Origin of the sequence: Streptomyces sp. HUAS 15-9 (assembly GCF_025642155.1) — a bacterium.
In the GTDB taxonomy this organism is placed as follows: Bacteria; Actinomycetota; Actinomycetes; order Streptomycetales; family Streptomycetaceae; genus Streptomyces.
Genome location: NZ_CP106798.1, coordinates 2866920 through 2879106, shown reverse-complemented (window position 1 = coordinate 2879106; position 12187 = coordinate 2866920). Strand labels below are relative to the sequence as shown.

The 12187-nt window shown below is 69.7% G+C and carries 14 protein-coding genes; 9 read left to right on the top strand and 5 right to left on the bottom strand.

Annotation, left to right across the window (positions count from 1 at the left end):
• Positions 1 to 203 precede the first annotated feature (203 nt).
• The 7 genes from N8I87_RS13210 (at position 204) to N8I87_RS13180 (ending at position 5504) form a co-directional block, all read left to right on the top strand.
• The gene (locus N8I87_RS13210; RefSeq protein WP_263216428.1) at positions 204 to 920 is read left to right on the top strand and encodes a FadR/GntR family transcriptional regulator; all 717 of its coding nucleotides are present in this window, start codon (positions 204 to 206) and stop codon (positions 918 to 920) included.
• 126 nt (positions 921 to 1046) lie between these two features.
• The gene (locus N8I87_RS13205) at positions 1047 to 1268 is read left to right on the top strand and encodes a hypothetical protein (protein ID WP_263216426.1); all 222 of its coding nucleotides are present in this window, start codon (positions 1047 to 1049) and stop codon (positions 1266 to 1268) included.
• Between the two features lie 11 nt (positions 1269 to 1279).
• Positions 1280 to 1903: a DUF1266 domain-containing protein gene (locus N8I87_RS13200; protein ID WP_263208533.1), complete on the top strand. Its 624-nt coding sequence runs from the start codon at positions 1280 to 1282 to the stop codon at positions 1901 to 1903.
• Positions 1904 to 1925: 22 nt separating this feature from the next.
• A complete protein-coding gene (gene recO / locus N8I87_RS13195) occupies positions 1926 to 2672 on the top strand; it encodes a DNA repair protein RecO (protein WP_263208531.1) in 747 nt (248 codons plus the stop codon).
• Between the two features lie 35 nt (positions 2673 to 2707).
• Complete coding sequence (locus N8I87_RS13190; protein ID WP_263208529.1) at positions 2708 to 3556, top strand: isoprenyl transferase; 849 nt, start codon at positions 2708 to 2710, stop codon at positions 3554 to 3556.
• A gap of 40 nt (positions 3557 to 3596) precedes the next feature.
• A complete protein-coding gene (locus N8I87_RS13185; protein WP_263208528.1) occupies positions 3597 to 4922 on the top strand; it encodes a histidine-type phosphatase in 1326 nt (441 codons plus the stop codon).
• Positions 4923 to 4982: 60 nt separating this feature from the next.
• On the top strand, positions 4983 to 5504 hold the full coding sequence (locus tag N8I87_RS13180; RefSeq protein ID WP_263208526.1) for a hypothetical protein: 522 nt from the start codon (positions 4983 to 4985) through the stop codon (positions 5502 to 5504).
• Between the two features lie 38 nt (positions 5505 to 5542).
• Here N8I87_RS13180 and N8I87_RS13175 read toward each other — a convergent pair whose 3' ends face one another.
• The 4 genes from N8I87_RS13175 to N8I87_RS13160 form a co-directional block, all read right to left on the bottom strand.
• Positions 5543 to 5953: a Fur family transcriptional regulator gene (locus N8I87_RS13175; protein WP_263208524.1), complete on the bottom strand. Its 411-nt coding sequence runs from the start codon at positions 5951 to 5953 to the stop codon at positions 5543 to 5545.
• 61 nt (positions 5954 to 6014) lie between these two features.
• The gene (locus N8I87_RS13170; RefSeq protein WP_263208522.1) at positions 6015 to 6917 is read right to left on the bottom strand and encodes a metal ABC transporter permease; all 903 of its coding nucleotides are present in this window, start codon (positions 6915 to 6917) and stop codon (positions 6015 to 6017) included.
• Entirely contained in the window at positions 6917 to 7684 is a 768-nt protein-coding gene (locus N8I87_RS13165; protein WP_263216425.1) for a metal ABC transporter ATP-binding protein, read from the bottom strand. Before N8I87_RS13165 ends, N8I87_RS13170 begins: the two co-directional genes overlap by 1 nt.
• Before the next feature lie 20 nt (positions 7685 to 7704).
• Positions 7705 to 8664, bottom strand: a complete 960-nt coding sequence (locus N8I87_RS13160) for a metal ABC transporter substrate-binding protein (RefSeq protein WP_263208520.1) — start codon at positions 8662 to 8664, stop codon at positions 7705 to 7707.
• A gap of 161 nt (positions 8665 to 8825) precedes the next feature.
• Between N8I87_RS13160 and N8I87_RS13155 the strand changes: the two genes are divergently transcribed.
• Both N8I87_RS13155 and N8I87_RS13150 read left to right on the top strand, forming a co-directional pair.
• Positions 8826 to 10208: a glycine--tRNA ligase gene (locus N8I87_RS13155; RefSeq protein ID WP_263208518.1), complete on the top strand. Its 1383-nt coding sequence runs from the start codon at positions 8826 to 8828 to the stop codon at positions 10206 to 10208.
• 126 nt (positions 10209 to 10334) lie between these two features.
• The gene (locus N8I87_RS13150; RefSeq protein WP_263208516.1) at positions 10335 to 10946 is read left to right on the top strand and encodes a LysE family translocator; all 612 of its coding nucleotides are present in this window, start codon (positions 10335 to 10337) and stop codon (positions 10944 to 10946) included.
• 21 nt (positions 10947 to 10967) lie between these two features.
• On the opposite strand, the gene N8I87_RS13145 is transcribed toward N8I87_RS13150, so the two are convergent.
• Positions 10968 to 12020, bottom strand: a complete 1053-nt coding sequence (locus N8I87_RS13145; RefSeq protein WP_263216423.1) for a chitinase — start codon at positions 12018 to 12020, stop codon at positions 10968 to 10970.
• Positions 12021 to 12187: the final 167 nt, after the last annotated feature.

The window sequence follows — 12187 nt, the reverse complement described above, 5'->3', positions numbered from 1 at the left end:
GAAGAGGGTCTGGTGGATGAGGGGAGATACGACGTCCTACGTCCTGTCGGTCAGCGTGACCATAGGAGTGCCCGTGGGGGCGGTCAAGGGATCGCACACGAATGGCGTAGCCGTCAGAGGTTGGACCAATGGCACAGTGAAATGGTGGGAGTTGGCGCAGGTGGGCCCGAGACATGGGACGTAGGACGTCCGATGCGCGTACCATGCGGCGCATGGCCGCCGGGGAACCCAGGAACAGCCGGATACAGCGCGCGGTCGTGCAGCTGATCCTCGACCGGAAGCTCCGGTCGGGTGCCCCGCTGCCCACCGAGGCGGAGCTGATGGAGGCCCTCGGCGTCAGCCGCAACTCCGTCCGCGAGGCACTCAAGGCGCTCCAGGCCCTCGACATCGTCGAGATCCGGCACGGCTACGGCACCTATGTCGGCCAGGCCTCCCTCACCCCGTTGGCCGACGGTCTGACCTTCCGCACCCTGACCCGGCAGGACGACGACGAGAGCGCGCTGGCCGAGATCCTCCAGATCCGGGAGGTGCTGGAGGTGGGGCTGGTCCGGCAGATCGCGGCCACCCTGACCGAGGCGGAGCTGGACCGGCTGGAGTCGGTGGTGACCCGGATGGAGGCGGCCGGCCGCGCCGGGCACTCCCTGGCCGAATTCGACCGCGAGTTCCACGAGTTGCTCTACACCTCGCTCGGCAACGCGCTCGTGCCGCAGCTCCTGGGCGCCTTCTGGACGGTGTTCCGCCGGGTGGCGGGCGCCCGCGGCTGGACCGCCGACCCCGCCCCCGACGTCACCGTCCGCCGCCACCGCGACATCGTCACCGCACTGCGCGCCCGCGACGTCGAGGGCGCGCAGCACGCGATGGCGGTCCACTTCCGCGGGATAGAGGCACGCGCGGCCCAGGAGTCACGCGGCGTGGAATGAGCGGTCCGACGGGGGTCGCACCGAGGGCGCGCTTCCCGGGGCGCGGAGTCTAGTGACACAGAGCCACTGGAGGGAGGTGAAGCGTGAAAGTCGTGGCAGGAGGGGACCGAGGTGAACGTGAACGTGATGAATCTCCCGCTCGGCTGCCACGCCGTCGACACCCACACCGGAAGACTGGGCATCGTGATGGGTCACGAGGGGCCGTATGTGCAGTTGCGGCCCTACGGCGGCGGGCTGGAGTGGGACGCCAGGCCGGAGGCCGTGCGCCGGGCCACCCCGGCCGAGCGGCTGAGCGCGGCCACGGCCCACGCCGACGCCCGGCAGCCGGGGCGGGGCCCCTTGACGTAGGGTGCGGGCTCATGGCGCTGACGAGACTGCGAGAGTGGAGGAAACCGAAGGCCGCGCGGCGGTACCCCGTCCCGCTCACGACGCACCAGCTGTGGATGGTGTCGCTGAGCGCGCCGGTCAGCCGCGACCGCGCCGCCTCCCGGACCACCCTGTACCCGTTCACGCGGATCGACGACGACAGCGCCCGGCGCTGGCTGGCCGACCAGTGGGAGATCACCTCGCGCGACAAGCTCGTCGGCCGGCTCGCCGGACTGGCACGCACCGGCTACCGGGTCCGCGCCCAGCAGCTCACCGGGGTGGCGCCGCTGGCCTGGGACGCCGCCCTGTACGTCGACGTCGCCCGCCGCGGCTTCGCCTGCGGGATGATCACGGAGCACGAGGCCTGGACCGCGCTGAAGAGCATCGTGCCGTCGGTGGCGCGGACGTACGCCTCGTGGCAGGAGTACGCCGATCACTACCTGCTGGGGCGCAAGGTGTGGCGCGACGGGCTGCGCGGCACCGAGGACGTCGGCTTTCCCGCGCCCCAGGCCACCGCCGACGAGCACCTGCGGTCCCTGCTCGACCCGGCGAACGGGTCCAGCCCCTGGAACCTCGCCCCCTGGGACGCCATTTACGACCCCGACCACGCCCGCTGACCGCGTACGCGAGAATGGACGCATGAGTCTTTTCCGGGACGACGGCATCGTCCTGCGGACCCAGAAGCTCGGCGAGGCGGACCGCATCATCACGCTGCTCACCCGCGGCCACGGCCGCGTGCGGGCCGTCGCCCGGGGCGTACGGCGGACCAAGTCCAAGTTCGGGGCCCGGCTCGAACCCTTCTCCCACGTCGACGTGCAGTTCTTCGCCCGGGGCAGCGAGCTGATCGGACGCGGGCTGCCACTGTGCACCCAGAGCGAGACCATCGCACCGTACGGCGGCGGGATCGTGACCGACTACGCGCGCTACACCGCCGGAACCGCCATGCTGGAGACCGCCGAGCGGTTCACCGACCACGAGGGCGAACCGGCCGTCCAGCAGTATCTGCTGCTCGTCGGCGCGCTGCGCACCCTCGCCCGCGGCGAGCACGCCCCGCACCTCGTCCTCGACGCCTTCCTGCTGCGCTCCCTCGCCGTCAACGGCTACGCGCCCAGCTTCGGCGACTGCGCGAAGTGCGGAATGCCCGGACCGAACCGGTTCTTCTCGGTCGCCTCCGGGGGCAGCGTCTGCGCCGACTGCCGGGTGCCCGGCAGCGTCGTACCCTCGCCGCAGACCCTGGTCCTCCTCGGCGCCCTGCTTACGGGAGACTGGGAGAGCGCGGACGCGTGCGAGCCGCGGTATGTCCGGGAGGGCAGCGGGCTGGTGTCCGCCTACCTGCACTGGCATCTGGAGCGCGGACTGCGCTCGCTCAGATACGTCGAGAAGTAGAAGCAAGCGAAGAGACACGAGGAGACGAGAAGCACATGGTCGTACGCGGGATCCTGGGACGCCAGCGCCGCGAGTACAGGGCGCCGCAGCCGCACCCGTCCGGCGCCCGCGCGCCGAAGCTCCCCGGCGAGCTCGTCCCGAACCACGTGGCGATCGTCATGGACGGCAACGGCCGCTGGGCCAAGGAGCGCGGGCTGCCGCGCACCGAAGGACACAAGGTCGGCGCCGAGCGCGTCCTGGACGTCCTCCAGGGCTCGATCGAGATCGGCGTCCGCAACATCTCCCTGTACGCCTTCTCCACCGAGAACTGGAAGCGCTCGCCCGACGAGGTGCGCTTCCTGATGAACTTCAACCGCGACTTCATCCGCAAGACCCGCGACCAGCTCGACGAACTCGGCATCCGGGTGCGCTGGGTGGGCCGCATGCCCAAACTGTGGAAGTCGGTCGCCAAGGAGCTCCAGGTGGCCCAGGAGCAGACCAAGGGCAACGACCTGCTCACCCTGTACTTCTGCATGAACTACGGCGGCCGCGCCGAGATCGCCGACGCCGCGCAGGCGCTGGCCGAGGATGTGAAGGCGGGCCGCCTCGACCCGTCCAAGGTCAACGAGAAGACCCTGCAGAAGTACATGTACTACCCGGACATGCCGGACGTGGACCTGTTCCTGCGCCCGAGCGGCGAGCAGCGCACCTCCAACTACCTGCTCTGGCAGAGCGCCTACGCCGAGATGGTCTTCCAGGACGTGCTGTGGCCCGACTTCGACCGGCGCGACCTGTGGCGGGCCTGCATGGAGTTCGCCTCCCGCGACCGCCGCTTCGGCGGAGCCGTCCCGAACGAGGAACTCCTCGCCATGGAAGCCGCGATGAAGGGTGACGCCACCTCGTAGCCATCGGTGGTTCACGCGGGCCGCCGAGGATGCGGTGCTCATGAGACGTCTCACGCCTGTCCTCGCCCTCGGCGCCCTGCTGCTCACCGCGCTGCCGGCCCACGCGTACGACGGTCCCGCGCACCGGGACTCCTACGGCACCAAGGCGCCCTACGCGCCCGAGCAGAACCCGCGCACCTACCAGCGCCCCCCGGCCGGCTACACCCCCGTCCTCACCGAGAACGTCTCCCGGCACGGCTCGCGTACCGCCACCGGCAGCGAGGACGGCGACCTGATCCTCGCGCTCTGGGACAAGGCGCAGGAGCAGGGGCAACTCACCCGCAGGGGCGAGGAGTTCGGGCCGCGAGTCCGCGCCCTGCTGGACGCCATGGCCAAGGTCGGCCACGGCAACCTCAGCGGCCGGGGCAAGCAGGAGCTGAGGGACACGGCCGTGCGCATGGAGCAGCGGCTGCCGTCCCTGTTCAAGAAGATGGCCGCGGACGGCGAGAAGATCGACGTCGTCAGCTCCGGCCAGGGCCGGGCCGTCGACAGCGGCACCGTGTTCACGGACGCCCTCGCCGAGGCCGACCCGGCGCTGAAGCCGCTGATCGGGCCCGCCCGTACCGACAAGGACCTGCTGTACTTCCACAAGGCCGCGGGCGGCGCGGCGTACCGCGACTACATCGCGCACGACCAGCGCCTCGCGTCCACCCTGAAGTCGATCACCGACCAGCCCCGGACGCACCGAGCCGCCCACAGCGTCCTGCGCGGGCTCTTCCAGGAGGACTTCGTCGAGCGGATCGCCGACCAGGTCCCCGCCGCCCAGGCCGTCTACGACCTGTACGCCATCGCTCCCGCCATGAGCGAGGAGAGCCCCGACGGCACGGGCTGGGGCATGGAGCGGTACATCTCCCGTTCCGACGCCACCCGGTTCGGCTACCTCGGCGACACCGAGGACTTCTACGAGAAGGGTCCCGGCTTCGCCGACAGCGACATCACCTACAAGATGGCCGGTGTCCTGCTCGACGACCTCTTCAAGCAGGTCGAGGCCAAGCGGGCCGGCACGAGCGGCCTCGGCGCCGAACTCCGCTTCACCCACGCCGAGGAGATCATCCCGCTCGCGGCCCTGATGGGCCTGCCCGGCAGCACGAAGCCGGCGACACCGGAGCAGCCGTACACCTACGCCGACAACCCCTGGCGGGGCGCGTCGGTCGCCCCGCTGGGCGCGAACATCCAGTGGGACGTGTTCGAGAAGGACGGCCGCTACCTGGTGCGCATGCTCTACAACGAGAAGGAGACCCCCTTCAAGGCCACCTGCCACCCGGTCTCCAAGGGCAGCAAGTTCTACGACCTCGACGAACTGGAACGCTGCTTCGGACGCGCCTGACGGCCGGTCGGAGGGGACGTATACGATCACGGCTCATTGTCGTAGGACCGGGGAGGGGCCGTGATCGAACAGCAGAAGACCGAGGTCGTGCTGGAGTATGAGCTGCAGCACGCGGATCTGGTGGACGCGGTCCGGCTCATCCTGCGCAAGCGGAAGTCGGGCTTCGTCTACCGGCTGCCCGTCGTCCTCGCGTTCGCCCTGGTGGGCGTGGCGCAGATCGTGCTGCAGGCGTGGACCGGCCGGCCGGACTTCCTCTCGGTCTTCCTCACGCTGTACGTGGCGGTGGCGCTGTACTTCCTGCCGCACCTCTCCGCCCGCCGGCTCCTGAAGGCGAACGCCCACCAGGGCCGCCTGCGGCTGACCGTGGACGAGGAGGGCCTGCGGATGGTCGGCGCCCAGGCGGACCTGCGCACGACATGGCGCAACTACGGCAGCTACGCCGAGAACGACCGGGTGTTCGTGCTGCGCAGCCCGGACCGCGGCGGACGCTGCGCCAACGTACTGGTCAAGCGAGGTGCGGCGGATCCCGCGGACATCGACCGACTGCGCACACTGATCGGCCACCATCTGCCGAAGGTGTAGGCCTACGTCGACCGCGGTCGACGCTCACGGCAAGCGGCTCAGCGCGCGGCGCACTCCGCGCAGGTGCCGAAGATCTCCACCGTGTGTGCCACGTTGACGTACCCGTGCTCCGCCGCGATGGCCTCGGCCCACTTCTCGACCGCCGGGCCCTCGACCTCGACCGCCTTGCCGCAGGTGCGGCAGACGAGGTGGTGGTGGTGTTCGCCGCTGGAGCAGCGGCGGTAGACGGACTCGCCGTCGGAGGTGCGCAGGACGTCGACCTCGCCGGCGTCGGCGAGGGACTGGAGGGTGCGGTAGACCGTGGTCAGGCCGACCGAGTCGCCCTTGTGCTTGAGCATGTCGTGCAGATCCTGCGCGCTGCGGAACTCGTCGACCTCGTCGAGGGCCGCTGCCACGGCTGCCCGCTGGCGGGTCGCACGGCCCTTCACAGGCGGTCCAGCGGTCGTCACCGGTTGCCTCCTCACGTCTCGCCTCTGCCCGGGCCATTGTGCCAGTCCGGGCTGTGGGCGGTCAGACGCCGACCTCGTCTCCCGCCCCGCGTGTGGCCGGAATCGAGCACTCCGCGGGGTCGGCCGCGGGCTGTGCCGCAGCGGCCGCGCGGGCGCGTCGGCGGGCCAGTGGAGCGGCCAGGGCGGTGAGGGCGACGAACGCGCCGATGGTCAGCAGGACGATCGTCGCGCCCGGCGGAACGTCCTGGTAGAACGAGGTGATCGTGCCGCTGATCGACACGGTGACACCGAGGGCGACCGCGATCGCGAAGGTCGCGGCGAAGCTGCGGGTGAGCTGCTGCGCGGCGGCGACCGGTACGACCATGAGCGCGGAGACCAGGATCAGACCGACCACCCGCATGGCGACGGTCACCGTGACCGCGGCCGTGACGGCGACGAGCAGGTTCAGGGCGCGCACGGGCAGACCGGTGACCCGCGCGAACTCCTCGTCCTGGCTGACCGCGAACAGCTGGCGGCGCAGCCCGAGCGTCACGAGGATGACGAACGCGGCGAGGATCACGATGGCGGTCACGTCCGAGGGGGCGACCGTCGACAGCGAGCCGAACAGGTACGACATCAGGTTGGCGTTGGAGCCGCCCGGCGCGATGTTGACGAACATCACACCGCCGGCCATGCCGCCGTAGAAGAGCATCGCCAGGGCGATGTCGCCGCGCGTCCTGCCGTACCAGCGGATCAGTTCCATCAGGACCGAGCCGAGCGCGGAGACGATCGTGGCCATCCACACCGGTGAGGCGTTCAGCAGGAAGCCGAGGCCGACGCCGGTCATGGCCACGTGCCCGATGCCGTCGCCCATCAGGGGCTGGCGGCGCTGGACGAGGTAGATGCCGATCGCGGGTGCCGTGATGCCGACCAGGACGGCCGCGACGAGCGCCCGCTGCATGAAGGCGTAGTTCAGGAGGTCCATCAGCTCAGCAGTCCCGTGCGGATCGGTTCGGTGCCCGCGGGTGCGTGCGGGTGTACGTGGTCGTGGCCGGGCAGCGCATGCTGGCCCACCGCGCGCGGCGGCGGCCCGTCGTGCAGGACGCAGCCGTCGCGCAGGACGACGGCCCGGTCGATCAGGGGCTCCAGGGGGCCCAGTTCGTGCAGGACGAGCAGAACGGTCGTACCGGCCGCGACCTGCTCGCTCAGCGTCTGTGCCAGCACCTCCTGGCTGGCCAGATCGACGCCGGCCATCGGCTCGTCCATGATCAGCAGTTCGGGCTCGGCGACCAGGGCGCGGGCGATCAGCACACGCTGGTGCTGGCCGCCGGACAGGGCGTCCACCGAGTCCCTGGCCCGGTCCGCCATACCGACCAGTTCCAGGGCCCGCCGTACGGCCTCGTGGTCGGCCCTGCGGAACAGCCCGAAGCGGGTGCGGGAGAGCCGGCCCGCGGAGACGATCTCGGTCACCGTCGCCGGGACCCCGCCCGCGGCCGTGGTGCGCTGCGGTACGTATCCGACGCGCGCCCAGTCGCGAAAGCTCCGGCGCGGGGTGCCGAACAGCTCGATCTCGCCGTCGCTGACCGGCACCTGGCCGATGAGGCTGCGGATCGCGGTCGACTTGCCGGAGCCGTTCGCGCCGAGCAGCGCGACGACCTCGCCGCGGTGCACGGTGAGATCGATTCCGCGCAGGACGGGGCGCGAGCCCAGCTCGGCCCGCACGCCGCGCATCGATATGACGGGCTCGCCCATGGCGTCGTCCTCCGTGATGGTCACTTCGCTCCCAGGGCCGTCTGCAGCGCCTTGAGGTTGGCCTCCTGGACCGAGAAGTAGTCCGTGCCCCGGGACTGGTCCGTGATGCCCTCCAGCGGGTCGAGGACATCGGTCTTCAGGCCCGCGTCCTGGGCGACGGTCTTCGCGGTCTTGTCGCTGACGAGCGTCTCGTAGAACACGGTCGTGACTCCGTCGGCCCGCGCCATCTTCTCAAGGTCCTTGACACGCGCGGCGCTGGGCTCCGACTCCGGGTCGAGGCCGTTGACGGCCTCCTCGGTCAGGCCGTAGCGCTCGGCGAGGTAGCCGAAGGCGGCGTGGGTGGTGAGGAAGACCTTGGTCCTGGTGTTCGCCAGGCCGTCCTTGAACCGGGTGTTCAGCTCGTCGAGCTTCTTGACCAGCGCCGCGGTGTTCTTCCGGTAGTCGGCCGCGTGGTCCGGGTCCGCCTTCTCGAAGGCCGCGCCGACCCCGCCCGCGACCTCGGCGTACTTCACCGGGTCCAGCCAGATGTGCGGGTCCTTGCCGGATCCCTCGGGGTTCTCGCTGGTGTCGTGCTCGGCCGCGTGGCCGCCGACCTCGTTGCCGTGCTCCTCCAGCGTGGTCAGCGAGGCGGCGTCGATCTTGGTCTTGAGCTCGGACTGGGCCACCGCGTTGTCGACGGAGGGCTGGAGGTTCTTGAGGTAGAGCACCGCGTCGGAGTCTTCGATGCGCGCGATCTGCCGGGGGCTGATCTCCAGGTCGTGCGGTTCCTGGCCCGGAGAGGTCAGACTGGTGACGTGGACGTGGCTCTTGCCGATCTGCTCGGCGAGGAAGGCCATCGGATAGAACGACGTGACGACGTCGAACTTGCTCGTCTGGGCCGCCGCGGCGATGTCGCCGGAGCAGCCGGACAGGGTGCCGCTCCCGAGGGCGGTGACCGCGGTCGCCGCGACCGCGGATATGTGACGTCGTCGTACGTTCATGACAGTCATTTTCAACGAAGATGGAAACCGTTGTCAACAAGCCCCGCGGGATGCTCATGGGGGAGACCGATTTGGTTGAGGGGGAGCCCTCGCCGGTAACCTGAAGCATTCGCTCTGAAGCATCTCGCTTCGTCGCCCGTCGTCGTAATGAAGAGAGCACCGTGGCCGCCGACAAGATCGACACCATCGTCAGCCTGAGCAAGCGCCGTGGCTTCGTATTCCCCTGCAGTGAGATCTACGGCGGTCAGCGCGCCGCCTGGGACTACGGGCCGCTCGGTGTCGAGCTCAAGGAGAACCTGAAGCGCCAGTGGTGGCGCTACATGGTGACGTCGCGCGAGGACGTGGTCGGTATCGACTCGTCCGTCATCCTGGCCCCCGAGGTCTGGGTCGCCTCCGGCCACGTCGCCACCTTCACGGACCCGCTGACCGAATGCACCTCCTGCCACAAGCGGTTCCGCGCGGACCACCTGGAGGAGGCGTACGAGGCCAAGCACAACCGCCTCCCGGAGAACGGCCTGGCGGACGTGAACTGCCCCAACTGCGGCAACAAGGGCCAGTTCACCGAGCCCAAGCAGTTCTCGGGCCTCCTCGCCACCCACCTCGGCCCGACCCAGGACTCCGGCTCCGTCGCCTACCTGCGCCCCGAGACCGCCCAGGGCATCTTCACCAACTTCGCCCAGGTGCAGACCGCTTCGCGCAAGAAGCCCCCGTTCGGCATCGCCCAGATGGGCAAGTCCTTCCGCAACGAGATCACGCCCGGCAACTTCATCTTCCGCACCCGCGAGTTCGAGCAGATGGAGATGGAGTTCTTCGTCAAGCCGGGCGAGGACGAGAAGTGGCAGGAGTACTGGATGGAGCAGCGCTGGAACTGGTACACCGGCCTGGGTCTGCGCGAGGAGAACATGCGGTGGTACGAGCACCCGAAGGAGAAGCTCTCCCACTACTCCAAGCGCACCGCTGACATCGAGTACCGCTTCCAGTTCGGCGGCAACGAGTGGGGCGAGCTGGAGGGTGTCGCCAACCGCACCGACTACGACCTCGGCGCCCACTCCAAGGCCTCCGGCCAGGACCTCGCCTACTACGACCAGGAGGCCCAGGAGCGCTGGACGCCGTACGTCATCGAGCCCGCGGCCGGTGTCGGCCGCGCGATGCTGGCGTTCCTCCTCGACGCCTACGTCGAGGACGAGGCGCCGAACGCCAAGGGCAAGATGGAGAAGCGCACGGTGCTGCGCCTCGACCACCGGCTGGCCCCGGTGAAGGTCGCGGTGCTCCCGCTGTCCCGCAACCCCGAGCTGTCCCCGAAGGCCAAGGGGCTCGCCCAGGCGCTGCGCCAGCACTGGAACATCGAGTTCGACGACGCGGGCGCCATCGGCCGCCGCTACCGCCGTCAGGACGAGATCGGTACGCCGTACTGCGTCACCGTCGACTTCGACACGCTCGAGGACAACGCCGTGACGGTGCGTGAGCGTGACTCGATGAAGCAGGAGCGCGTGTCGCTGGACCAGATCGAGGGCTACCTCGCCGGGCGCCTGATCGGCTGCTAGGGCGTGGCGAACCGAACGCCGGACGCGCTGAGTCGATCAGCTCGTCCGGCGTTCGTCATGTGGTCCCCGATACCGCCCCCGTATTGGCCCTGTGACCCGGGCCGCGCGGGCACCAGGCTGGCGCGCATGAGCATCGCGTTCCTGCTGACCACCCTCGTCGTCGTCGCCACCCCCGGCACCGGCGTCGTCTACACACTCGCCGCCGGGCTCTCCCGCGGCCGCCGCGCGAGCGTCGTCGCGGCCTTCGCCTGCACGCTCGGGATCGTGCCGCACGTGATCGCCACCGTCACCGGTGTCGCCGCGCTGCTGAACGCGAGCGCCGCCGCCTTCCAACTCCTCAAGTACGCCGGTGTGGCCTACCTGCTCCACATGGCATGGGCCACGGTCCGGGACAAGGACGCGATCGCCGTCGAGCGGGACACCGCCCCGGTCTCGGCGGCGCAAGTGATCGTCCGGGGTGTTCTCGTGAACCTTCTCAACCCCAAGCTGACGATCTTCTTCTTCGCGTTCCTGCCCCAGTTCGTCAGCCCGGACGAGCCGCACGCCCTCGTGCGGATGCTGGGGCTGAGCGGCGTCTTCATGCTGGCGACGTTCGTCGTCTTCGCCGCGTACGGCGTCCTCGCCGCCTCCGTGCGCAGCCACGTCACCTCACGGCCGAGGGTGATGACGTGGCTGCGGCGGAGCTTCGCGGGGTCGTTCGTGGCGCTGGGGGCGAAGCTCGCCCTCACCGCCCGCTGAGCCTCATGACGCTCATCGGGCTCAACGGCCCTGCAGCGCCTTGACGTTGTCGCCGAAGGTCCAGTTCTTCGAGCCGTCCCAGTTGAGGGACCAGGTCATCAGCCCCTTGAGCGAGGTGCCGTAGTGGCGCCAGGCCTGGGAGACCAGACCGGGGGACATGTAGCCGCCGCCCGCGCCCGGCTGCGCGGGCAGGCCGGGCACCTGCTTGTCGTACGGCACCTTGATCGTCGTACCCTGCACCACCAGCCCCTTGTTCAGGCAGTCGGTCTGTGCGGTGAAGCCGGCCACCGTGCCCGCCGAGTACGAGTCGCCGGAGCAGCCGTACATGCTGCCGTTGTAGTACTGCATGTTGAGCCACCACAGGCGGCCGTTGTCCGCGTACTTCTTGACGACGGGCAGGTACGCGCCCCAGATCGAGCCGTAGGTGATGCTCCCGCCGGTGACGTACGCCGTCTCCGGGGCCATCGTCAGACCGAAGCCGGCCGGCATCCGGGCCAGCACCCCGTCGATGATGCGGATCAGGTTGGCCTGTGACGTGGACAGTTGGCCGATGCTGCCGCTGCCGACCAGGCCCGTCTCGATGTCGATGTCGATGCCGTCGAAGTTGTACTTCTTCAGGATCGGGACGATCGTCGCCACGAACCGGTCCGCGACCGCCGAGGAACTGAGGTCGATACCGGCCGCCGCGCCGCCGATGGACAGCAGGATCGTCTGGCCCGACGCCTTGGCCGCACACATCTCGGCGGGCGTGGCCACCTTCACGCCGGTGTCCATGCCGTCCTCCCACAGCGCGGTGCCGTCGGAGCGGATGACGGGGAAGGCCGCGTTGATGACGTTGTAGCCGTGGGCGGCGATACGGGAGTCGGTGATCGGGGTCCAGCCGAAGGGCGGGTGGACGCCGTTGGCGGAGCCGTCCCAGTTCTCCCAGTAGCCCTGGAGGACCTTGCCGGCGGGACGGGACTTGACCGCGCAGGTGTCGGCCGCGGATGCGGTGGGGGCGGCGGCGATCGAGAGTGGGACGAGGACGGCGGTGGTCAGCGCGGCGGCGAACAGACGCAGCGAGCGGCGCGGCATACGGAGCCTCCCGGTGGGGGTGCGGTGAGGTGTCGTAGGCATGACAGTGCTCGTGGTCCAGACCTCTAGTCAATAGGTCTGGACCAAGAAGCACCGCGCGAGCGTCCGCCTGACATATGACAGCTGACAGATATTGAAATCTGTCAGCTGTCATGCCATGGTGGATG